Here is a 22763-nt window from a genome sequence, read left to right as displayed (position 1 = left end):
CACCATGCACTGAACAAAAGGCCCGGCCACCGCGCCGGGCCGCCACCGAAAAGAAGAGGGGACACTATGCTTTCCTGGGACGATCCGATCGCAGCCATCAAAGGCGAAGGCCAGAAAGAACCCGCCGTCCGCCCCGGCATGGGCTTTCAGGAGAACGAAGCCCTGATGAGCACCGCCGGCGCCGCACCCAGCGTCTCGCCGGACCCGGAAAACGCCGGCCAGCCGCTGGCCGAGCCGAACGAAGACGCCCTGACCGGCACCGGTCTGGAAGACCTGGAGATGGGTGCCGAGCGCATTCGCGTCGATGACAAGAAGATCATCAACTGCCACGCGGACCTCAACCAGCTCGTGCCCTTCAAGTACAAGTGGGCCTGGCAGAAGTACCTGGACGGCTGCGCCAACCACTGGATGCCGCAGGAAATCAACATGAACGCGGACATCGCCCTGTGGAAGGACCCGAATGGTCTGACCGAGGACGAGCGCACCATCGTCAAGCGCAACCTGGGCTTCTTCTCCACCGCCGACTCGCTGGTGGCGAACAACCTGGTGCTGGCCGTGTACCGCCACATCACCAACCCCGAGTGCCGCCAGTACCTGCTGCGCCAGGCCTTCGAGGAGGCGCTGCACACCCACGCCTACCAGTACTGCGTGGAGTCCCTGGGCTTGGACGAAGGCGAGATCTTCAACATGTACCGCGAGGTGCCCTCCGTGGCCACCAAGGCCGAGTGGGCCCTGCCGTTCACCAAGCACCTGGCGGACCCGAACTTCCGCACCGGCACCCCGGAGGCGGACCAGAAGCTGCTGCGCGAACTGATCGCCTTCTACGTCGTGTTCGAGGGCATCTTCTTCTATGTCGGCTTCGTGCAGATCCTCTCCATGGGCCGGCGCAACAAGATGACCGGCGTCGCCGAGCAGTTCCAGTACATCCTGCGCGACGAGTCCATGCACATGAACTTCGGCATCGACGTGATCAACCAGATCAAGCTCGAAAACCCGCACCTGTGGACCGAAGACTTCAAGAACGAAATGCGCACACTGATCTCGGATGCCGTCGAGCTGGAGGCGCAGTACGCCCGCGACACCATGCCCCGCGGCGTGCTCGGCATGAACGCGCAGATGTTCGAGGAATACCTGCACTTCATCGCCAACCGCCGCTGCGCCCAGATCGGCCTGGCCGAGCTGTACCCGGGTGCCGACAACCCGTTCCCCTGGATGAGCGAGGTGCTGGATCTGAAGAAGGAGAAGAACTTCTTTGAGACCCGGGTTACGGAGTATCAAACGGGTGGGGCGTTGAGCTGGGATTGAGGCGGCGACGGGAGCCGAAGGGAAGAGGCTAGGACATGGCCACGCCTCAGATCATAGAGGCGCTGACCAGTGCGTGACCTACATTTGACCATGCGGTTCTTTTCTCAACGGTAGCGAAGCGAGCTAAGACCTGAACCGAACGCTATGGAATGCAACGACTACATCGACGACCCTGAACGCTGCCTGCCGCCCGAGGCTGGAGAGGTCACATGGACTGGATTCGAACCCGACGACAAATGGCTAGTGGCGGCTCACCCAGCCCTCCGTCACCTAGCTATGAGGCAATGGTTTTTGACCAGGTACTGGGACCCTGCCAACGACACACCGTACATAAGTAGCGAGGGCGGATATCTATACATACATGGTGGGCCGTATGATGCGCGCGAAGAACTCGAAGATCGATTCGCCTCCATTGTATCTGAGAGGGAGATCCTAGAAGTAGTAGAAGATGTTGAATCGGAGGGTGTTCTCGACTGGGCACCAATCCATACGCGTCCAGACTACTATGCAGAGTTTGAATTTGAGGTAAGCGCGCGGGACGAGCCCCGCCAGTTATTTGATAGGCAAGTCAAAGAGGTCGAAGCACTCGCAGGTGTTGCAGTGGACGAACCTCAGAGGCCCCTATTTCGTCAGCTTCTCTACTCATCGCTGATTACAGCATTAGAGGCTTACTTGGCCGACACAATGTCGTACTGGCTTGCTAGCAATCAGCATGTGTTTAGAAGTTTTGTATGTAACTGCCCAGAGTTTAGAGACCGCAAGCTAACGGTGTCACAGATATTTGAGCGTATGGACCGCTTGCAGGAAGATGTGGAAGAGTATCTTCAAAACCAGGTTTGGCATCGTTTGGACAAAGTAGTGCCGCTGATGTCGGTCGCGTTATCCATAGAAACTCCGCCCATCGATTCCCTTATGAAGCACATTGTAGTTCGGCATGACATCGTCCACAGAGGTGGAAGGACGAAAGATGGTCAAGTCGTTGATGTTTGTGAAGAGGATGTGGAAACACTCCTAAATGAGGTTGTCCGTTTCGTTGAGGGCGTTGAGGCAGCAGTATCCGCGAAGTTTCCAGTTGGAAATTCTAGTGAACTTTGAAGAGAAGGGGGTGGCGTGCGAGAGCGGTCGCTGCATGGAGTCGTTGCGAAGCTTTCGTATTAAACACACCGCTACGAATCAGGTTACCACTTTTTAGTTCCTAGGAACCCTATCAGTATGTAACTGATTCGGTAAAACGTTAATGTTAACAGGGCGATAAAGAATATCCATGCTCCAGTTATGACGAGTGGTGGAGGGTAGTTCCAGAAAAATAGTAAAAATGCCGTCACTGAAACGGCGATACCCGCTACGATGCTTTCTGTAATGTAGTTGGTTAATGATGCTATTGCGGTGGACCTCCTTATCTTTTCCATAATTGGCGAATCCATCCCGACTATTACAGCAGTTGCTGTTCCGACAAACCCGGTAAAGATTGCTGCTAGGGTAAGGGACGATATAAGCGCCATGTTAAAGCTAGACTCAGGGGGTATAGGAAAATCCAAATACCACCAGATGGCCAGGGCGGCTAAGGCGCCTAGCTTTGGATAAAACCTCTCAAAGGTTCTGGACGTCATGGTGGCCCCTATACAAACCTGTCTTTCCAGCTATCGAATGCGGCTCTCAGCGCTTGCCATCTATCGTTTCTGGGTATTCTGCGATGTTCGTCCAGTTCCATGCTGCGTTCGTAGGTGAGGCGCTCACTGAGCAAGTCTAGGGTTTCCACAGATGCGTCGAGTTCGTTTAGAACCCCTACGTGTACGCGTCGAAAGCCTTCCGTACGCCCCCTTTGGATGAGGTTCTGTATCCGTTCCAGAGAATCCTCCAATCGTCTAGATAACGTTCCGCTCTCGTGGCCCATGCTAAGCTGAATACTGGCGCGGCGGGCGTTCGATGCATGGCTGGCCCGGAGTGCCGGGCCGATAGCGACATCGTCATTCCAGTCCTCTTCTGTCAGTTCTTGTGGTGCAATCGAAATGTCAATGCGGCGCGATGCGACTCTATTCGCGAAACGTTCGTGCGTTTGTTCGTCGAGAAGGATTTGCGGTTCGTATACACCAATTTGGTTCGTGTTATAACGCGCGAAATAATCGAGCAAGGCGCCAACTCGAACTCCTTGGTGGTTGTATTGGACGATTAAATGGCGGGAAGAAGGGTCATAAAGAGCGGCAGTGTCTTCGGTCGGGTATTCATCGGGATTATAATCATGGCCCTCGACCGGACGGTCGAGGCTACCTTTCCCGGGCCCATGAGATTCCCTGAACCATACCATGTCCATCAGATAGACCTCGGTTTCTCGGTCCCAGCTGATTGTTTCCGCGCGGATGCGCTTGCCTCCAATAGATCGAACTCGCTGGTCAAGTTGTCTCTGGTTGGCGACATGCTGAATAGAATGCTCCAACGGTGGTGTGCCTTCAGGTCTAAAAATCCGAAACGCGTGGAATTTTAAAGATGCGTTGCTCATAGTTTTTTCTCGTTGGTCGTGTCTTATGATTCTAAGAAACCTCGAAATGTAGTTTGCAGCAACCTCGGTTATAGATGCAATCTAGCAGGCCATTACGGGAGAACAAAGGGGCAAGAAGAGGAGGCAAGAAGAGGACACCCATGATTTCTTGATCGTCTGAGGCGGGCTGTCTAGGTTTGTGGGGGAGTGCATGGACCAGGGAGGGAAGAAGAGGACAGCCATGATTTCTTGACGGTCTGTAGAAAGAAGACGACACCCATGATTTCTTGGTTGGAAAGCTGTAAGACTAACAAGGCCAAGCACAGCGGCAGCTTTTTCGTTGCGGCTTCGCCTCCACTACAAAGCTGCGCGTGTTGGAAGCGTTATGTTTCTAGGAGGCTGCATTGGATCTTTGTATCACCATAAGCGAAATAAACTGGTCACTAACGAAAGATGTAGTCTCAATTGTCGGCACGATTGGTGCTCTTACTATTGGTGGGCTTGGGCTGTTCACTTGGCGGAGGCAGCTTCGGGGGGCAAGTGAGTACGAGGTTGCAAAGAAAGCAATACTAAAGACATACGAAGTCCAGCAAGCGCTTCAGTCCGTTAGAAATCCAATGCTTTATCTTAGCAAGGAGGAAGTTGAAGCTGGTCGCCGACTTGAAGAAGAGCAACGAATTTATAGCGAGCGAATGGCTCACCTCAATGAGAAATGGGCAGAGCTACAAACGATTCGCCTTGAGGCGAAAGTTATTTGGGGTAAAGAGGCTCAGTATAGTTTTAATGAAATTCAACAGCGAATCGGTGATCTTCGCGGCGCAGTTTGGCTTCATTTTTGGATGAAAGGGGCCTATGCCGGTCCGGGTACTACTGTAGATAATAGCCCAGAGCGAGTTAGAGAGAATGATAAGGTTGTCTATTTTGCGTCTGAAGAAGATGAGTTTAGCCAAAAAATAGTTGAAGCTACGGCTAAGGTTGAAGAGTTCTTTGGGCCAAAGGTTAGAACTAAATAAACATCACAAGGCCAACCACAGCGACGGCTTTTCCGTTCCGGCTTCGCCTTCACTGCAAAGCCGCGCGTGCTGGCGGCGTTGGGTGTCAAGGAGAAGTCGTGCATAACGAAACCGCAAAAGTTACGTTAGATTCAAACGTGTGGAGAAGGGTTGCCAGCCCGGACATGTTTCCTAACGCGCCTGATATAGCGTCAATTCGCGCCATTAGGGCACTTCTCACTGACGGGAAGTTGCGAGGGTACATAAGCGAAACTACTTTCACGCTTGAGCAGATTCCTAGGAAGGATCGACTGCGGTGGCTTACAGAACCACCTGACTTCCAATCTTCTCATTCAAGTTCAGCCCCTAATTCGGCTGAACTGAGTTTTTCTATCGGTCCCAGCAAGACTACGCAGCCTGAGCAAATTCAGATGGTTAGAGATCATCTCGAAGATGCGTACGGAATTGGCATTCGGATTCTTCGTTCAAAGCGCATTGCCGGGCCAAATAGCCCACTCCTTCAGGACAAGAAGTATTTTCTGAATTACGCGGATTCGGACGAGTACCATAAATTCAACAACAGAAATGGCGAAGTTGCACGTGAGTTGGAAGCTCGCGGCTTTGGGCTGAAAAGTTTAAAGGCACTCGGAGAGGCAAACCGGACGAGTGAACAACAACCCTGGCACACTGGCTTGCATCATCTCGAAGAAACTGATGCAGGAGCAGTCCCTGAGCTGATTGCTGAGTGGGCCGATTCGGACGCAATCGCGACATCGATCGCACATGACGTTGACTACTTTTGCACGAATGACTCAGCGGTATCGGCCTCGAACAGGGGACTCAATAGCATCTTAGAACCGCATAATGCGCAGGCGTTATCAACTCGGTACGGTATTGTTATCGTAACGCCAGATGAGTTGGTTGTGAGGGTTGAGAAGAAGAAGAGGACACCCATGATTTCTTGACGGTCTGAGGCGTGCTGTCTAGGTTTGTGGGGAGTGCATGGACCAGGGAGCAGAAGGCGAAGAAGAGGACACCCATGATTTCTTGACGGTCTGAGGCGGGCTGTCTAGGTTTGTGGGGAGTATATGGACCAGGGAGGGTCCGGAGATGACGCGCGCCAGGAAGGAGCTCGTCTCGGTCGAGACGACGCCGTATTACCACTGTATTTGTCGCTGTGTTCGCCGCGCGTTCCTGTGTGGCGAGGATTCCTATTCGGGCAAGAACTACGAGCACCGGCGCGGCTGGGTGCTGGAGCGCTTGCGCGAGCTGCAGGGCGTGTTCGCGGTGGACGTGTGCGCGTATGCGGTGATGTCGAACCACTATCACCTGGTGGTGCGGCTGGATTCGGATCGGGCGGCTGCATGGAGCGAAGACGACGTAATGGAGCGCTGGGCGCGGCTGTTCTCGCTACCGGTGCTGGTCGCCCGCTATCGGGCGGGGGGACGGCAAGAAAGGGACACCCATGATTTCTTGACGGTCTGAGGCGGGCTGTCTAGGTTTGTGGGGAGTGCATGGACCAGGGAGGGTCCGAAGATGACGCGAGCCAGGAAGGAGCTCGTCTCGGTCGAGACGACGCCGTATTACCACTGTATTTGTCGCTGTGTGCGCCGCGCGTTCCTGTGCGGCGAGGATTCCTATTCTGGACGTAACTACGAGCACCGCCGAGGCTGGGTGCTGGAGCGTCTGCGCGCGCTTCAGGACGTGTTCGCCGTGGACGTGTGTGCGTACGCGGTGATGTCGAACCACTATCACCTGGTGGTGCGGCTGGATTCGGATCGGGCGGCGGCATGGAGCGAGGGCGAGGTGATGGAGCGCTGGGAGCGGTTGTTCTCGCTGCCGCTTCTCGTGGCACGGTACCGGGCGGGGCAGACGAGCACGGTGGCCGAGCGCGAGAGGGCGCAGGCGCAGATTGCCCTGTGGCGGGAGCGCTTGCAGGACCTTTCGTGGTTTATGCGCAGCCTGAACGAACCACTGGCGCGGCGGGCGAACGCGGAAGATGGCTGCAAGGGCCGCTTCTGGGAAGGCCGATACAAGAGCCAGGCGCTACTGGACGATGCGGCCGTGCTGACGTGCATGAGCTACGTGGATCTGAACCCGGTCCGCGCCGGGATGGCGGACACACCCGAGGCGTCCGATTTCACTTCGATCCAGCAACGTATCCGAATGTTGGCTTCCAAGTGCGACAAGCAGGAGAGGGAGGCTTCTGACGAGGCCCAACCCAGCCTGACCGTCCTGGGCGGGGAGGGTGCTGACCCGCACGCCAATGCGGTGGTGTTTACGACCGAGGACTACCTGGGGCTGGTGGACTGGGCCGGGCGCGCGATCCGGGAGGACAAGCGCGGCGCCATCCCGGGGCATATCCCGCCAATTCTGGAACGCCTGCAGATCGATCCGGCGCAGTTCGTCCGGCATATTGCCAGGGGGCGGGGTATCCACCACGTGGCGGCGCTGGGGTGTGTCGAGCGCATGCGTGCGGCGATCCGGCGGCTTGGCCGGCGAAGTATCAAGGGCATCGGGGTTTCGGGACGGATGTTCCTGGCATCACCTGGGTGCCGTTGATTGCCTCGGTTAGCGGGAGGCCTCAATGCCGACGGTGTTCAGGGATGGACCCTACCGCTACTACTGGTTCAGCCATGAGCCGGACGAGCCGCCGCACGTCCATGTAGACCGGGGCAAGTGCTCGGCAAAGTTCTGGTTGCGCCGTGTGGCGCTGGCGCGGAATATGGGGTTTCCGGCGCACGAGCTGCGTCGGATTCGAGAGGTTGTCGAGCGTCGGCAACCGGAGTTGTTGGAGGCTTGGAATGGGTTCTTTGGCCACGAACGCGGATGAGCGTGTTGCCTCCGTGGATTTCACCGAGCATGACCTGGTGGTCGGCCTGATGGACGGTCGACGGATTTCGGTCCCGCTCGAGTGGTACCCGCGTCTGGCGCACGCAACACCCGAGCAGCTCCGGACCTGGGAGATCTGTGGCGGGGGCTACGGAATCCACTGGCCTGAACTCGACGAAGACCTCAGCACCGAAGGATTGCTGCGAGGCGCACCGGCACCCGCCCGCTGAGGCTTACTGGACTAGGGGCCGATATTTTCGACCTTTTGTCACCTTTCGAGCGAGCCATCTATGAGCAAGACCAAGAAGATTCCTGAGTTCCAGGACGAGGTAGAAGAGCGGGCGTTCTGGGAGAGTCATGATTCCAGCGACTACGTCGATTGGAACCGCGCCGCGGCGGTTGAGCTCCCGAATCTCAAGCCTTCTACCCGGACGATCTCCCTGCGCTTGCCGGAGTCGCTCCTCGACCGCATCAAGATCGAAGCCAACAAGCGTGACATGCCCTACCAATCCCTGATCAAGGCGTGGCTGGCGGACGACGTGGACGAGGCCCGCAAAAAGGGCTAACGGCGATGACAGCGGGGCGAGGAGATACGGGGGTTGTCGAGCGTCGGCAACCGGAGTTGTTGGAGGCTTGGAATGGGTTCTTTGGCCACGAACCGCAGAAGAAGAGGACACCCATGATTCTTGTCTTCGTCAAGCCTGTGGCGGGCGACCGGCCGCTGTCTCTCAGTTGGGTTTCTCACCGTAGCAGCGGCCGGTCTGGCTCGTCGCCGAGTCCCAGGCATTGATGGCCTCGAGGCATCACACCGCGAGCGCGGCTACCGGCTCAGTCGTGGCGTGCCAACACCTGGGCTCGGTCGATGGTGTTGCGCTCGGTGTTCGGCGCAATCTCCAGCAGCCGCGCCGCCCAGCGTGCCGCCGCATCCGCATCACCCGCTGCCTCGGCGGCACGAACGGCACCGAAGAGCGTGTTGTAACGTCCCGGCCACATGCCGTCGGACTGCTCGAACGCGGTTAGCGCCTCGTCCGGGCGGTCCAGTGCGAGCAGCAGCTCGCCGAGCGCCTCGTAGGGTGGAAACAGTGCGCCCGGGCTCACCGGGTGTTTCTCCACCGAGGACTCGAGCTCGCCGGCCGTGCGCAACAGTTCGACAGCACGCTCGTGGTCGCCTTCGGTATGCGCGATGAAGCCGGCGAGGATGTGCCGGTCGGCCTCGATGTAGACCGGGAAGCGGTCGTCAGGGGCCGATTCGGCTCCTTCGGCCAGGTTCGCCAGCCGCTGCTCGGCCTCGCGGGCGGTTTCCAGATCGCCGGTGTTGACCGCGCCCAGGCCGCGGGCGTACCAGCTCAGGCCCTCGGCCCAATGGACGCCGAAAGAAGAGGACACCCATGATTCTTGACGGCCTGGGACGGCCGGACTAGGTTTCAGGGGAGCTTATGGACCAGGGAGGGTCCGGAGATGACGCGAGCCAGGAAGGAGCTCGTCTCGGTCGAGACGACGCCGTATTACCACTGTATTTGTCGCTGTGTGCGCCGCGCGTTCCTGTGTGGCGAGGATTCCTATTCGGGACGTAACCACGAGCACCGGCGTGGCTGGGTGCTGGAGCGGCTGTGCGAGCTGCAGGGCGTGTTTGCTGTGGATGTGTGTGCGTACGCGGTGATGTCGAACCACTATCACCTGGTGGTGCGCTTGGATTCAGACCGCGCGACGGCGTGGAGCGAGGGCGAGGTGATGGAGCGCTGGGAGCGCTTGTTTTCGTTGCCGCTGCTGGTGGTGCGGTACCGGGCGGGGCAGACGAGCACGGTGGCCGAACGCGAGAGGGCGGAGGCGCAGATCGCCCTGTGGCGGGAGCGCTTGCAGGACCTTTCGTGGTTCATGCGCAGCCTGAACGAGCATCTGGCTCGGCGCGCGAATGAGGAGGATGGCTGCAAGGGCCGCTTCTGGGAAGGCCGCTACAAGAGCCAGGCGCTGCTGGACGACGCGGCGGTGCTGACCTGTATGAGCTACGTGGATCTGAACCCGGTGCGCGCCGGGATGGCGGATACACCCGAGGCTTCCGATTTCACCTCGATTCAGCAGCGTATCCGGGCGCTGGCCCGGGAGGGCCAGGAGCAAGGAGGTCCAGCGTGTGAGGGCGACGAGCCTCGCCTGACCGTATTGGGCCTGGAAGGCGACGATCCGCATGGCAACGCGGTGGCCTTTACCACGGAGGACTACCTGGAACTGGTGGACTGGACCGGTCGCGCGATCCGCGAGGACAAGCGGGGGGCCATCCCGGAATCCATTCCGCCGATCCTGGAACGTCTAGGGATCGATCCAGTGCATTTCCTGCGGCATGTCGGAAGGGGACAGAGGTCGCACCATGTAGCGGCCCTGGGGCACGTGGAGCGTTTTCGCGAGGCGGTGAGGCAGCTCGGCCGTCGCAGCATCAAGGGTGTGGGGATATCGGTTCGGATGTTTCTGGCGCCGGCCGGTTGTCGTTGAACCAGCCCGGTTTCAGGGGACCGAAGAAAGGGACAGCCATGATTTCTTGCGACAGACGATGGAGACAGCCTGGATTGATGCGATGTGGCTTCGTGGGTCGGTGCGCCCATAGCGCCGGCGCCCGGGGGCACCGACGCATTGGGCTAGAACAGGCCGCAGGCGGGGCCGGTGCGTGCCGAGCGGACGTTGCGGATGTCCGGGTGGGCTCGCAGGTCATCCACCATCTGGCTGTACAGGCCGTCCGGGACGTCGCGTGCGAAGGTGATATCGACGGTGCCGTTGCGGCGCATGTTGTAGGCGGTGAAGGCGTCCGCCTCGTAATCGAACAGGATCTGGGCGAGCGCATCTTCGGAAGCGAGTGCTTCCGGTGTGTTCGGCTGGGAGGTGGATGCGCAGCCGCTAACGGCGAGCGGAAGCGAGATCAGGAACAGCAGGGCAAGGGTGAAGCGGATGTTCATGGCGGTGTCTCCTTGCTGGGAGCGACAGGAATGCTCCCCCAGACCATGGCGTTCGGTGCCCACTGACTCGCAGCGGCAGGCCCACGGGCTTTTTACAAGCATATGTTAAAACCAGAAGAAAACAAGGGTAGGGGGTTGGGGCATGCGACTTGGGGCCGCGCGAATGGAACCCGCTGTGGTCCGCCTTTGGCGTCATCTGGCACTTGGTTCGGGTGTCCACTCGTTCGCATAGCGGGGCAGGGTCTTGCGGAAGACCTTACAGGAACCGGATTCCAGTTCGCCGCGGTTGCACAGGTTGTTGATTCGAGTGAATCCGATGGCATCCATTAGGAGTGCGGATTCGAGCGTAGAACGATCTGATTTGGCCCAGGCCTGAAGCAATTGAACACCGCTTTCATCGAACTCCCAGTGGCGAGCGATGGCAACAGAGACGCTGCGTGTCAGTCCCTCGAACTCGTCGATGAAGCCTCGGGAGAGGGTGGATGCGCTGAGTGTTTGTAGTTCCCGCAGAAGAACCATGAGTCCGCTGCTATGTGCCAGGGCGGATAGATAGAGTGCGAATCCTTCGCACCCTCCGCCTAAATGCTGGGCACCAATTTTGACATTCATGGCCGTTTGCAGCGTTTCTGGCCAGATTTTCTGGATCCCCGCTGGGCTCAGACGATTGTCCCTTTCGAACTGGGCTATGGGGCTTACGATGGCCGCTGCGACTGCTTCCCTCATGCGCTGATTGCCGAGGATCGTAACGGCCTGTTCGATGCTCAAAATCTCAGACCGGGTTGGGCGTACGGACGGGCTATTGACGACCTTGAGCATGTTTCCGGCCAGAACCGGATCGCTTTCCAGCATTTTCGCGATCTCTTTTGACCGGTATTGCTCGGGGTCGCGCAGCGTGGCCATGAGCCGGGGTGCGATTCGGGGAAGCCGCGGCACTTTGGCACTGAATGAGGTGGCATTCTCCATAAGCCGGTCGCGGAGGCCACGCAGCCAGGCTCGTTCTTCCGGGGAGGGCTCGTCCCGGGAATCGAGCCCTATTTCGAATAGGCCCGCACAGTAGCGCGAGGAGAGCTCTCGTTCCGAGAGAAGCTGCTCCATGCCGTCGTGTTCTTGTTCCCGAGGGCTGTTGGCGAATTCTTTGTTGGATGGAGGCGGGTCGCTGGGTGGCAGATGTTTGTTGTCGCCCACGCGACTGAACCATCGGCGAAGGCGAGAGAGCATCATGGCGGATAGCCGTCCTCGAGTACGGTATATGGCTAGTGGCAGCCGGCGCTGGCTGGCAGCCGCGAGCTCCAGACTGGCGTGTACGGGATAGATCTCAGGTTACTTGCTGGCACAGACCCGATTGAGCGTTTGGCGGCACGAGCGTGAGGCCGACGTTAGGGAGTCACATGGTTTGTGCGTTCGGTGAGTCAATCCCCGCCATGTGTCATATTCCGGAACGCAAACACAGAGCTGGCGATGATCACCGCGATGGCGAGGCCGTAGTAGAGCGTTTCCAGTGATGCGCCAACCTCCACTGCCTGCTCCAGAAAAGGCACAACCAGGATCACGATCGCGACCTGAATGATCGTGACTTTGAGGTCGTGGAAATGCCGGATCTCCAACACGGAAAGCAAGCTGCTTTTGCTGCCGGAATCCGGCTTGATGAACAGCCGAAACAAGCCAACCGCGATGATCTGGAAAGTCACAGCGATGAGCAGCATGTCGAGGACCTTCAGGAACCTCACCGCCAGGCTCTTGCCTTCATCGACCGAGCTGGGTACCTGCTGGACAAAATCGACCACGATATTGAACACGATGTATACATTGGCGGCATACAGCAGGAGAGCCGCGATGGTGCTGACCACGACCGTCACCAGTACCAGCAGCCGGCTGGTGGTGAACATTCTTTCGATCATTCGTGCATGACTCCATGGCGGGTAGTGGCGATCCGGAGAATGGAATATGAGGCGGACCGGCGGATATTGATCTATCGAGTGTGGGCCAGCTGGTTCCGGACGATGCTGCCGCCCTTCATGATCAGGTCCAGGTGGTCGGCGGGCGCATCCAGCCAGTCCAGGCCGGCTGCCGGGTCGGCATCGACCACGAGCAGGTCGGCCAGGGCCCCTTCGGCGATGACGCCGAGGCGGCCGGGGTAGGGGGCGCGGTCGCCGGACAGGGCGAGCAGTTGGCCGGCCGCGCCGGTGGCCATGTGCAGGGCCTCCAGCGGGGCCATGAAACGGGTCAGCTTGGCGAGCTGGCGGCCCTGGCTGGCGGCGCCCCCGGGGCTGAACAGGATGTCGGTCCCGAAGGCCATGGGCACGCCGTACTGGCGGCCCAGTTCGAAGGCGCGCTCGGTGCCCGCGCTCACCTGGAGCTGCTTGGCCCGGGAGACGGGGTCCGTCTTCGGGTTGGCGTCCTCGTCGTCCAGGAAGGGCTGGATGCTCCACCACACGTTGGCATCCGCCATCATGCGCACCGTCTCCTCGTCGGCGAGCTGGCCGTGCTCGATGGAGCGCACCCCGGCGCGGATCGCGCGCTGGATGCCCTGCGGCGTGTAGACATGGGCGCATACGTAGGTGCCCCAGTCGGCGGCGGCGCGCACGGCGGCGCGCATCTCCTCTTCCAGGTACTGGGCGGTGTCCAGCGGGTCGTAGAGGCTGGAGACGCCGCCCCCGGCCATGATCTTGATCTGGCTGGCGCCTTGCATCAGCTGTTCCCGGGTGCGGCGCAGCACCTCGTCCACGCCATCGGCGATCGCAGCGACACCGCTGCTCTCGATGTAATTCGGCGGGGTGCTCGGCATGCGTGGCAACTCGTGGCGCTGGCGAAAATCGCCGTGCCCGGAGGTCTGGGAGATCATCGCGCCGCAGGGGAAGATGCGCGGGCCGGCCACCGCGCCGCGGTCGATGGCCATCTTCAGGCCAAAGGCCGGGCCGCCGAGATCGCGCACGGTGGTGAAGCCGCGCATCAGGGTCGCGCCGGCCTCGCGCCCGGCCATCAGGTGCAGGAAGCCGATGTCCGCGGTCATGGCGGTCATCTGGCTGACCCCGACCAGCGTGCTGTGCCAGTGGGCGTCGATCAGGCCGGGGATGACCGCGCGCCCGCCGCAGTCGATAGTGCGTGCGGCGGTCGGGCCTTCGCCGCGCCGGGGCAGCGCGGCGATGCGGCCGTCCGCGATCAGGATGTCCACGTCCTCGCGCATCTCGAGGGTCTCGCCGTCGAACAGTCGCAGGTGGGTGAGCAGCAGCGGCTGCCCGGGCTCGCCGGCTTTGAGCTCGCGCGGGGCGAGGCCGAAGCCCGCGAACATCCCCAGCACGGCGGCGGCACCGCCGAGGAACTGGCGCCGGTTCAGGTCGGCCTCGATGCGCCGTAGGGCCGCCTGGGTATGGGCCGCGCCACAGTGGCAGGGGTTGATGCTGGCGTTCGCGCCGTGCGGTGTACAACAGGCCATGCCCATGACGGTGTGGCTCCTGGTTAACACACGCGACATCGGGATGCGGCGCCGCGTGGTTCGGGGCGCGCCCCGACGCCCGCGCGGGTGTCGGAATCCCGGCCGCTGCCGATCGCGAGCGATAGCCGGGGCTATGCTTGCAGCATACCCAAGATCTGGCGCGCGTCTACTGGCCTGACCGGGGCGCTGGCGAAAAGATAAGGACACCCATGATCTTCCCAGGCCAAGCCTGCTCGAAGTGCGGCAGCGCCATGGTGAAGCGCAAGGCCCGTCGGGGCTCCAATATGGGGCAGGAGTTCTGGGTGTGCCCGCAGTATCCCGGCTGCCGCGGGACGAAGGCAGTCCAGTAGGCGGTGACCGGGCGAGAAGGTGCCCCTGTCGCAGGTCAGTTGTCCCGCCGAGCCAACAGGTTGGTTACGGCACGGATGAGCTGCCACTGGCCCACCAGGCCCACGCCTCGCGCATCGATGTGGGAGAAGCCATCGATCAGATGCAGGTCGGTCTCGCCGACTGCATGGGCGAGGCGCTCGCTTTCGGTGTGGGGAATCATGTTGTCGTCGCGGCCGTGGATCAGGAGCGCCCCGCTGGAAAGGTGCGCGAGGTCCCGGTGGGCCAGGGATAGCCTCTCGATGGCCTCCTGCGCGCTTGCAGGTAGGTCTTCGAGGAGCCCTGGCACTCGTTCCTGGTCATCGTTGCGGATTAACGCCAATAGTCTTCGCCCCTCTTCGCCGAGACCGGCGGCCAGCGTGTCGATCGGGGCCCCGGGATCGTCCATGCGCCGCCAGGCAATTTCGTCGAGGATCTCGCGGTCTGCGGGGTCATCGAGCATGTGCAGATTGCCGCGCAGGAATAGCCACTTCGCCAGTGGATCGGGAGTCCTGGTCATCCAGCGGTCTGACCCAGGCTCCTGGAAGGCCCCGGTAGTGGCGAAGGTGATGACGTTCTTCGTGTCGTAGTAGCCGCCGATCCCGACCAGGAAGTCGATGCTCGCTTCTCCCTGTGGCGTTAGCGTCGCGAGCGTGGCCAGGCCCACGGCGTAAGAGATTGCCGCGACCCCGACGTCCTGGTCATCCGGGGCGCGCTCTTCCTCCAGGCGGGACAACATAGCAGCGGCATCCGCGATGGCGGCGGCATCCTGGGTGCGGATCCTCAGGGCTTTCGTGCCCTCCAGATCGGGGACCAGCACCAGGAAGCGTGCCCGGGCCAGTGTATTGGCGAGTTGTACCAGGCGGGGGTCGTCCTTGCCCTCTGGCGTAAAGCCCGGCACAAGGACAATACGGGCGCCGACATCCTGCCGGGGATGGTAGAGGTCGGCTTCGATGGCCCCTTCGCTCGTCGTGACTGCAAGCGTTTCGCGCGCGGGTTCCGGGGTGCGGTCCTTCAGCGCGCTCGGTCCGTCACCGGCCTCGATGTCCTGGAGCACCCGCATGGCCTCCCAGTTTTGCACTCCGATGTAGCTGGCAAGAATCACAAGGCCCAGCAACACGGCAGCGATGCGAAGCACTAGTCCTGACCTTCTGGGGGTTCTGGTTCACTCATTTGGAAGACGACTCGGTTCCGCCCGGCGTTTTTGGCTTGATCCAAAGCGGCATCGGCTTGACGGATGAGGGCGTCCGGATCAAACCGGCGACCGGCTGAAGGGGCCATGCCAAGCCATTGGAAGGGGCTTGCACGTTGAGGCTCGAAACTGGTGGACAGCAGGGGTGCAGTGCACTTCATTTTCAACGTGTTATGTCGAACAGCATGGCAACGGACCCGAATCAGGCTTGGCTTCCATGCAGTCTGCCATTAACGGAACACCGAGTATCCCGTGTGCGCCCCGCAGACACTGAAGGCAAGATGAAGTACGAAGGTGGATCCCGACGCGCAGGCGAGTAGATTTCGGTGTGCAGCCCAGTACAATCCGGAGCTTGAGTGTTGCAGTCCTGACAAGCCCGCGAAGGAGACCGATGTTTCGTATGCGGGAAAGTCAGGATCGGCGAGATGCGGCTGATTCACGCCATGGGTCCGGTTCCTCCGGATGCCTGACAGGAAAGGGAGCGCCCATCATCTGTCCTGCTAACCGTAATCTTCCCTCTGCGGGATCTGCTGGTGCGCGCGTCCCTGCTCGACGCGGCGCGCTTCGGCTTTTCATCGCGCTTTGGGTGGGTGCCGCTTTCGGCATCACAGGTCTGTCGAAGGCGGATGATGAAGCGGTATTCGTGGTCGCCCATCCAGGCGTGTCGACCCAGACCCTGACCCGCGACACGACCCGGGCCTTGTTTGGCATGCGCCAGCGCAGCTGGCCGGACGGCGAGATCGCGCGCGTGTTCGTGCTGGGGGACAACGACCCCGTACATGTGCGCTTTGCGAAGGAAGATCTCGGGGTCTTCCCCCATCAATTACGCCTTGCGTGGGACCGAGCGGTATTTTCCGGCACCGGCCAGGCACCCCGTCGAGTGGGATCTCTGTCGGAGATGCATGAGCGTGTGGGCACCACGCCCGGCGCGATTGGCTACCTCACAAAGGAGTACCTGGATGAGCGTATCCAAGTCATCGAGATGGAATAAGGTGCGGCCTGCCCTGGGCGGGACCCTGTTACTGATTGCGTCATCGGCAGCCGGCCCGGCGATGGCCGACGAGGGTGCGCTGGGGACCTTGCAGTTGCACGGGTTTCTCAGTCAGGGCTGGGTGACGACGGACTACAACAACTTTTTCGGATCCAGCAGCGACGGCAGCGGCAGCTTCGACTTCACGGAGCTTGGGGTTAACGCCTCCCTGCGGCCCCGTGAAGACTTGCTGCTCTCGGCGCAAGTGCTCAGCCGGCGTGCCGGGGAGATCGGGGATGATGGCCGGCCGAAACTGGATCATGGTTTGATCGATTACCAGGCGCTATCCGGGCCCGAGCGAACGGTGGGTGTGCAGCTAGGGCGAGTGAAGAATCCTTTCGGCCTCTACAATCAAACCCGCGATATGCCCTTTACCCGGCCGGGCATCCTTCTGCCTCAATCCATCTATTTCGATCGTGCCCGTTCGCTGGCGCTGGCCTCCGACGGTGGCAAGGCCTATTTCGAGGAGCGGATAGGCGATGCCGGGCTCCTGCGCGGCGAGGTCGGTTTCGGACGGCCTCAGGCCGATGACGATCTACAGGGGGCGCTGCGACTGGATAACGTCCCGGGTTCTATCGAGCCGCGTAACTCGACGATCGCGCAGCTGCTCTACGAGCACGATGGTGGCCGTGTGGTCGCTGGGTTGAGTGCTGCTCAGGTCAAGGCACGCTTTGAGCGCGATGGTGGGCCCGACGGGCAGTTTGCATTCGAGCCCTGGATTCTTTCCCTCCAGTACAACCAGCCCCTGTGGAGCCTGACCGGTGAATATGCGCTGCGTCATTCCAGCATGGAGGGACTAAGCGACCTCGGGGCCGATTTCGATATCACCGGGGAGAGTTGGTATCTGCAGTACTCGCGTCGCTTCAGTGATGACTGGGAATGGTTGATTCGTTACGACAGCCTGGTGGTCGATCGCAGTGACCGTTCCGGACGTGGCTTTGCAGCCGCTACTGGCCTGCCGGCACATGCGCGCTACGCCGAAGACTGGACCGTTGGCTTGCGCTGGCATCCGCACCCGCAGGTCATGCTGGGGGCGGAGTATCACCACATCGAAGGCACGGGCTGGTTGCCATCCGGTGACAATCCCGACCCATCCGAGACCCGGAAGCGCTGGAACATGCTGATGTTGCAGCTCTCCCTGCGTTTTTGAAACCGGCCGGAACGCAATAGAACGGGCACCTGGGGATGACGAAGCCACACACATCGCATTCGCGCATCCGGGTGGGACTCACGGGGCGGCTTATTGTGCTGACCAGTCTGGTGCTGGTCGGTCTGGTAGCGCTGATTACCACGCTGGGCCATGACATCCTGGAAAGCCAGTTCCAGCAGGAGCGCGAGGACAGTCACGCCCGTGAGCAACGCGAGATGCGGCTGGCGCTGGAACGTGCCGAGGACAGCCTGCAGCAATTGGCAGCCGTGGTGGCGGCGGCGCCGGGCTTGTCCCGTGCGCTCGAGCAGCGAGACAAGATACTGGCCGACCAGGTGTTGGCGACCCAATGGCCCACGTTGGAACTGGACGCCGGAGTGGCGCAGGTCCGGGTCTATCTCGAATCGGGGCGTCTGCTCTCCAGCCGAGGTGACGACGACAGCCTGACGCCCGGGCTCGTCGAAGATTGGCTGGATCGGGTCCGCGACACAGAGCGGCCTCACAGCGATCTGCGCTGTGCAGCCGACTGTCTTATCCACAGTCTGGTACCGGTGCTGGTGGATGGGGAAATGGCGGGGACTGTGCTGGTTTCCCGGTCTCTGGCCGATCTCACCCAACAGGTCCGTAACGTGTCCGGCAGTGAGGTTGCCCTGTTATTGCGCAGCGCAGGGCAGCCCGAAACGGGGGATATGCTCCGTCAGGTGCCGGAATGGGGCGGGCATCTCCTGGCGATCACCCGGATCGAACAGACGTTGCCGACCCTGCGCGCCATGGCCGAGGAGGTGGCGTGGTCCTCGCTGTCTCGGGATCCAGTGACGTTCAAGGATGGATCGCGGGTTCTGGAGGTCCAGGCGCTCCCGCTTGCGGGCCATGGCGGCACGGATACCGATGTTGAGGGGTACTTGCTGTCCCTCTCGGATATCTCCTCTCAGGTCGCTGCCATCCGGGAGCACACCCGTAACCTGTTCCTCGCCGGGATGACCGGTTGGGTGATCGCGGAGGTCATCGTGTTGTTGATCGTCTGGCCACCGATGCGGCGCCTGTATCGACTGGCTGAGGTGCTGCCGGGGCTGGCCAGCGGTGGCTTCGCGCGGACCCGGGAGGTGATTCCGGAACCGCGCCGGCGGTTTCAGGACGAGATTGATGAACTGGAGACCACGACCCTGGATCTGGCCGATCAGCTGGAGACCCTGGAGGGCACGGTGCAGAACCGGGATCAGCAGCTGGCGGCGCAGATCCAGGCACTGGCGCGCGAGCGCGATTTCATCGGTAGCCTTCTGGACACGGCACGGGTGTTTATCATCAGCCAGGATTCGGACGGGCGGATCACTCTGGTCAATGAATACACGACGACCGTGCTGGAGCATTCCGAGGAGGACTTGATCGGCCGGACGTTTGACGAGGTCTTGCCCATCGGATCTGCCGTCCTGGATGGAGATGTCCAGCAGGGGGAGGAAGAACGTTCGTTGCGCACGCCCGGTGGTGAGGAACGAGTGGTCGTTTGGTACCACGCGCCGCTTCCCGGGGATGAGCCGGGCCGGATCTCCGTGGGGCTGGACATCAGCGAACGCAAGGCCGCCGAGGCTCGACTGACCTGGCTGGCCCAGCGCGATCCGCTCACCGAACTCTACAATCGCCGCTACTTCCATGAGGCGCTGGATCAGGCCCTTGCCAAGGGTGCCCATGGCGCCGTCCTGTTGATGGACCTGGATCAGTTCCGGGATGTGAACGAGCTACGGGGCTACCACGCCGGGGACGAGTTGCTGCGCCGAGTGGGCCATACCCTGTACGAGTATCTGGGATACCGCGGCGTAATCGCGCGCCTGGGCGGTGACGAGTTCGCCCTGTTGCTGGAGGGCGCGAGCGACGATCAGGCCATGTACGTGGCGCAGTACGTGGTGAAGCTGCTGGAGGATGTGGATCTCGCCATCGGTGAGCAGCGCCATCGAGTGTCGGCCAGCATCGGTATTGCCCGTTTCCCGGAGCACGGCGCTACGCCCGCTGACCTGATGGCAAGCGCCGATGTGGCGATGTATCAGGCGAAAGAGGGAGGGCCTCAACGCTGGCACATGCTGCACGCGGTGGAAGACGTCAGGGATGAACTGGAGCAGCGGGTCTACTGGGTGGACCAGTTGCACAAGGCGCTGAAGACCAACACTTTTGAGCTGATGGTTCAGCCCATTGTGCGCCTGAGTGACCGCAGCGTGCGTCACTATGAGGTGCTGCTGCGTATGCACGGTGGTGAAGGCGAGTTACTGATGCCGGGACGTTTTATCCCCTTTGCCGAGCGCAGTGGTCAGATCGTGCAGCTGGATCGTTGGGTGCTGCGCGCGGCGCTGCAGTTGTTGGGCAGGATTCAGGACGAAGACATCAGTCTGGCCGTGAACCTCTCCGGGCAGTCATTGCATGACGACTACCTTACGGATTACCTGGCCGAGGAGTTGCGCGCCAGTGGTGCCAACCCACGGCAACTCATCCTGGAAGTGACCGAGACCGCAGCCGTCAGCGACTTTTCCACGGCACGGGGTGTGCTGACCGGCATACGCGCGCTTGGATGCCGCGCGGCACTGGATGACTTTGGGGTGGGGTTCAGCAGTTTCCACTACCTGGGCCAGCTGCCAGTGGACTACATCAAGATCGACGGAAGCTTTACTCGTAGACTCGTGGATGACCATGAAAGTCGGGTCATTGTCCGGGCGATCGCAGATCTTGCGGTTGGCCTTGGCAAGGAGGCGATCGCTGAATTCGTTGATCAGGAGGCGATTATTCCCATCCTGCAGGACTACCGGGTTGCCCTTGGACAGGGCTACCACCTGGGCCAGCCGGTGCCCGCGTCGGAAGTGTTCGGGGGCCTCTGAAGACGAGCACCGCAACATAAAGAGGACACGCACTATGAGTTCTGCGGATGCAGGTGTGTGTCGTTGGAGGGGGATGCGGGGTCTCGCGAACAGTCGAGAACGCGAGGATGCGCTGGCGGAGCGGTCGGGCGCGGGCGCGTTCTGGCCTGGACGCGGCCGCTCGGTTCGACGCGTCGCGCCCCGGGTCGCCGCCGGTGTGGTAGTCACGTTGCTCGTGATCAGTGGTTGCACGCCGTCGGGGGAGGAAGAGCATCCGTCCGGGTACGGCGAGGCGTCCGTGCAGGCGCCGCTCGACATCCGTGAGGCGTCTGTTCGGACGGCGGAGGGTGCCACGCTCCTTGGCATTGAAGACCTGCCCGGCGATATCCAGGTGGACGCGCAGAACGCCTTCGGTGCGACAACGCGATTCCGGGAGGCCAGGGCATCCCCGGATGATGCCTGGGTAGCGGTGGTCACCAGCGGTGCGGCCCACAGCGCCGGCTGGCTGGTGCGGGCGGACAGCGGCGCGGCGAGCCCGGCGGCGTTTCAGTACGGGGGCCGCGTCACGATCGGGCCCTGGAGCGACGATGGGCGCCATGTGGTGTTCGCGCAGGAAGGACCTGCAGGGAACCGTACCCTGACGGTCGTGGATCGCGAATCGCTGGGCGACTCGGTGGAAGCGAATGCGATCCCAGTGCGTGTTGAGCACCACGGGGAGCTGGATCCGGAGGCGCAACGCTACGAGGCGCTGGGCTGGGTGGAGGGAACTCTTCGGTTCCGCCTCGGCGACGAACCATGGGTGTTTGATCCGGCCTCGGGGGCGGTGGAAGCGGGGTAGTGCCAGGCCGAATGGACAGGTTGCCTCGAGCTCTGGTTACTCGCCGCGGGCCGGCAGGGAGGCGTAGTAGGCCGCGAGTGCCGCCATTTCTTCCTCTTCCAGTTCGCTCACGATGCCCTGCATCAGGCCGGCAAGGGACGTCTCGCGCGCACCGTGGGCATAGGCCTGGAGCTGTGCCATCAGATAGCGGGGCGGGTGGCCGGCCAGCGGCGGCAGGCTGGGGTTCCGTTCGCGTCCTTCGTCCCCATGGCAGGAGGCGCAGGACTGGACGTTGCGTTCCGGCAATCCTGCAAGGGCAATCTCGCGCCCTCGTTCCGCCAGATCGCCCGGCACGTCATGCGGGCCGCCCGCCGGTTCCATCTCCGCGTAGTGCCGGCTGATCGCTTCGATCTCTTCGTCGTTCAGGTGCTGGGCGATCCGCGCCATGGTGGCGTTCGGGCGCAGGCCGTCCCGGTAGGCCTCCAGCTGCTCCACCAGGTATTGCTCCGGCAGCCCCGCCAGGCGCGGGAACGGCGGCTGCGACTGGCCCTGACCCTGTTCGCCATGGCACTGGATGCAGGCGGTCGCCCCGCGGTCGTTGCCTTCCTGGGCAATGCGTGCACCGAGGTCCTCGTCCCCGCTGGCACTGGCCGTCGGCAGACCCAACGATGCCGCGGTCAGTGCGAGCCAGGCGACTGCGCCGAGGGGTTGGTGGAGGCGTGCCACGCGCATGGCATTGGCGTTGTTCAGGCCGTGTCGGTGCGTACGCCCGGGTGGGCATGGCGGTGGTAGTTCGCGCGATCCGGGATGACGTTGCGGATGCCGCCGCGAGGGTCTTCGACGTCGCCCGCGTAGCGCGGCAGCAGGATCACGTGCAGGTGGTCGATGCTGCGCCCGGCCATGCGGCCGTCGTTGTTGCCGACGGTATAGGCATCGGGCGGATTGCCCAGGAAGGGCAGGTCCAGGACGTTGTCGATGTGGTCCTTGGGGCGCTCGCGCAGGTCTTCGCGGACGCGCATGTTGCGGTACAGCTTTTCCAGGTCCGTGGCTTCGATGACCCGGCGCACGCCGTGAAGCGCGTCGAAGTAGTCCGCCTGTTCGGTGTCGTCGAGGTCGAACAGGGAGACCACGTGGCGCCGGGGAATGACGAGTGCGTGCCCGGGGTTGACCGGATTGGTATCGAACAGGGCGACGAACGAGCGGTTCTCGTAGATCAGCGGGTCGGCCAGGCCGGCGGATACCCGGCAGAAGTAGCAGTTCGGGGTGGCTGGTTGGGCACTGGTCATGGGAAGGCCTGCGAGTAGGTGCTTGCGTCAGTTGGAAAGTGGCGGATTTTACGCGACTTCCGCGCTTGCGTGCCCGCGTCCCTGTATGCGGCGAATCGGATACGCGGT

Annotated in this window: 23 protein-coding genes and 1 pseudogene; 14 read left to right on the top strand and 10 right to left on the bottom strand. The window is 61.5% G+C overall.

Annotation, left to right across the window (positions count from 1 at the left end; genetic code table 11):
- The first annotated feature begins 66 nt into the window (after positions 1 to 66).
- The gene (locus tag D106_RS0111120; RefSeq protein ID WP_018877654.1) at positions 67 to 1305 is read left to right on the top strand and encodes a ribonucleotide-diphosphate reductase subunit beta; all 1239 of its coding nucleotides are present in this window, start codon (positions 67 to 69) and stop codon (positions 1303 to 1305) included.
- Positions 1306 to 1449: 144 nt separating this feature from the next.
- Positions 1450 to 2400, top strand: coding sequence for a hypothetical protein (locus D106_RS15110; protein WP_155986347.1), 951 nt, complete (start codon positions 1450 to 1452; stop codon positions 2398 to 2400).
- Between the two features lie 83 nt (positions 2401 to 2483).
- Here D106_RS15110 and D106_RS15105 read toward each other — a convergent pair whose 3' ends face one another.
- Both D106_RS15105 and D106_RS15100 read right to left on the bottom strand, forming a co-directional pair.
- The gene (locus D106_RS15105) at positions 2484 to 2915 is read right to left on the bottom strand and encodes a hypothetical protein (RefSeq protein WP_155986346.1); all 432 of its coding nucleotides are present in this window, start codon (positions 2913 to 2915) and stop codon (positions 2484 to 2486) included.
- Between the two features lie 8 nt (positions 2916 to 2923).
- Positions 2924 to 3802, bottom strand: a complete 879-nt coding sequence (locus D106_RS15100; RefSeq protein WP_155986344.1) for a DUF6731 family protein — start codon at positions 3800 to 3802, stop codon at positions 2924 to 2926.
- Positions 3803 to 4185: 383 nt separating this feature from the next.
- Between D106_RS15100 and D106_RS14880 the strand changes: the two genes are divergently transcribed.
- From D106_RS14880 to D106_RS0111085, 7 genes and pseudogenes are all read left to right on the top strand, one after another.
- The gene (locus tag D106_RS14880) at positions 4186 to 4794 is read left to right on the top strand and encodes a hypothetical protein (protein WP_081620082.1); all 609 of its coding nucleotides are present in this window, start codon (positions 4186 to 4188) and stop codon (positions 4792 to 4794) included.
- Positions 4795 to 4892: 98 nt separating this feature from the next.
- A complete protein-coding gene (locus D106_RS15095; RefSeq protein WP_155986342.1) occupies positions 4893 to 5738 on the top strand; it encodes a hypothetical protein in 846 nt (281 codons plus the stop codon).
- A 145-nt stretch (positions 5739 to 5883) separates the two neighbouring features.
- A pseudogene (locus D106_RS0111105) lies at positions 5884 to 6216 on the top strand (hypothetical protein); the annotation flags it as partial.
- Positions 6217 to 6309: 93 nt separating this feature from the next.
- Positions 6310 to 7335 (top strand): transposase, encoded by a 1026-nt coding sequence (locus tag D106_RS0111100; protein ID WP_018880061.1) that lies wholly within the window; start codon positions 6310 to 6312, stop codon positions 7333 to 7335.
- Between the two features lie 25 nt (positions 7336 to 7360).
- Entirely contained in the window at positions 7361 to 7606 is a 246-nt protein-coding gene (locus tag D106_RS0111095; RefSeq protein WP_018880060.1) for a DUF4160 domain-containing protein, read from the top strand.
- Positions 7578 to 7835, top strand: coding sequence for a DUF2442 domain-containing protein (locus D106_RS0111090; RefSeq protein ID WP_026182014.1), 258 nt, complete (start codon positions 7578 to 7580; stop codon positions 7833 to 7835). Before D106_RS0111095 ends, D106_RS0111090 begins: the two co-directional genes overlap by 29 nt.
- A gap of 60 nt (positions 7836 to 7895) precedes the next feature.
- Complete coding sequence (locus tag D106_RS0111085) at positions 7896 to 8171, top strand: BrnA antitoxin family protein (RefSeq protein ID WP_018877646.1); 276 nt, start codon at positions 7896 to 7898, stop codon at positions 8169 to 8171.
- A gap of 262 nt (positions 8172 to 8433) precedes the next feature.
- Here the strand turns inward: D106_RS0111085 and D106_RS0111080 are convergent, their stop codons facing one another.
- Positions 8434 to 8991 (bottom strand): tetratricopeptide repeat protein, encoded by a 558-nt coding sequence (locus D106_RS0111080; RefSeq protein ID WP_018880059.1) that lies wholly within the window; start codon positions 8989 to 8991, stop codon positions 8434 to 8436.
- 72 nt (positions 8992 to 9063) lie between these two features.
- Here D106_RS0111080 and D106_RS0111075 point away from each other — a divergent pair, with 72 nt between their 5' ends.
- The gene (locus D106_RS0111075; protein ID WP_026280651.1) at positions 9064 to 10089 is read left to right on the top strand and encodes a transposase; all 1026 of its coding nucleotides are present in this window, start codon (positions 9064 to 9066) and stop codon (positions 10087 to 10089) included.
- Between the two features lie 143 nt (positions 10090 to 10232).
- Here D106_RS0111075 and D106_RS0111070 read toward each other — a convergent pair whose 3' ends face one another.
- The 5 genes from D106_RS0111070 to D106_RS0111050 all read right to left on the bottom strand — a co-directional run bounded on the left by D106_RS0111070 (position 10233) and on the right by D106_RS0111050 (position 15484).
- The gene (locus D106_RS0111070) at positions 10233 to 10547 is read right to left on the bottom strand and encodes a hypothetical protein (protein ID WP_017940341.1); all 315 of its coding nucleotides are present in this window, start codon (positions 10545 to 10547) and stop codon (positions 10233 to 10235) included.
- A gap of 192 nt (positions 10548 to 10739) precedes the next feature.
- Positions 10740 to 11732 (bottom strand): HDOD domain-containing protein, encoded by a 993-nt coding sequence (locus D106_RS14320; RefSeq protein WP_231372875.1) that lies wholly within the window; start codon positions 11730 to 11732, stop codon positions 10740 to 10742.
- A 224-nt stretch (positions 11733 to 11956) separates the two neighbouring features.
- The gene (locus tag D106_RS0111060) at positions 11957 to 12433 is read right to left on the bottom strand and encodes a YqhA family protein (RefSeq protein ID WP_018880056.1); all 477 of its coding nucleotides are present in this window, start codon (positions 12431 to 12433) and stop codon (positions 11957 to 11959) included.
- Between the two features lie 83 nt (positions 12434 to 12516).
- Positions 12517 to 13986, bottom strand: coding sequence for an amidohydrolase family protein (locus D106_RS0111055; RefSeq protein WP_018880055.1), 1470 nt, complete (start codon positions 13984 to 13986; stop codon positions 12517 to 12519).
- A 379-nt stretch (positions 13987 to 14365) separates the two neighbouring features.
- Positions 14366 to 15484, bottom strand: a complete 1119-nt coding sequence (locus D106_RS0111050; protein ID WP_018880053.1) for a S9 family peptidase — start codon at positions 15482 to 15484, stop codon at positions 14366 to 14368.
- Positions 15485 to 15929: 445 nt separating this feature from the next.
- Here D106_RS0111050 and D106_RS0111045 point away from each other — a divergent pair, with 445 nt between their 5' ends.
- The 4 genes from D106_RS0111045 to D106_RS0111030 all read left to right on the top strand — a co-directional run bounded on the left by D106_RS0111045 (position 15930) and on the right by D106_RS0111030 (position 21390).
- Entirely contained in the window at positions 15930 to 16529 is a 600-nt protein-coding gene (locus tag D106_RS0111045; protein WP_231372873.1) for a hypothetical protein, read from the top strand.
- A gap of 61 nt (positions 16530 to 16590) precedes the next feature.
- The gene (locus D106_RS0111040) at positions 16591 to 17718 is read left to right on the top strand and encodes a hypothetical protein (protein ID WP_018876330.1); all 1128 of its coding nucleotides are present in this window, start codon (positions 16591 to 16593) and stop codon (positions 17716 to 17718) included.
- Between the two features lie 35 nt (positions 17719 to 17753).
- Positions 17754 to 20573, top strand: coding sequence for an EAL domain-containing protein (locus D106_RS0111035; protein WP_026280650.1), 2820 nt, complete (start codon positions 17754 to 17756; stop codon positions 20571 to 20573).
- A gap of 73 nt (positions 20574 to 20646) precedes the next feature.
- Positions 20647 to 21390: a hypothetical protein gene (locus D106_RS0111030; RefSeq protein WP_018866067.1), complete on the top strand. Its 744-nt coding sequence runs from the start codon at positions 20647 to 20649 to the stop codon at positions 21388 to 21390.
- 36 nt (positions 21391 to 21426) lie between these two features.
- Here the strand turns inward: D106_RS0111030 and D106_RS0111025 are convergent, their stop codons facing one another.
- Both D106_RS0111025 and D106_RS0111020 read right to left on the bottom strand, forming a co-directional pair.
- A complete protein-coding gene (locus D106_RS0111025) occupies positions 21427 to 22101 on the bottom strand; it encodes a c-type cytochrome (RefSeq protein WP_018866068.1) in 675 nt (224 codons plus the stop codon).
- Positions 22102 to 22115: 14 nt separating this feature from the next.
- Complete coding sequence (locus D106_RS0111020; RefSeq protein ID WP_018866069.1) at positions 22116 to 22655, bottom strand: HIT family protein; 540 nt, start codon at positions 22653 to 22655, stop codon at positions 22116 to 22118.
- Between the last annotated feature and the right edge of the window lie 108 nt (positions 22656 to 22763).

Source organism: Thioalkalivibrio sp. ALE9, assembly GCF_000377445.1.
Classification (GTDB): Bacteria; Pseudomonadota; Gammaproteobacteria; order Ectothiorhodospirales; family Ectothiorhodospiraceae; genus Thioalkalivibrio.
This window is presented reverse-complemented; position numbering and strand designations above follow the sequence as displayed.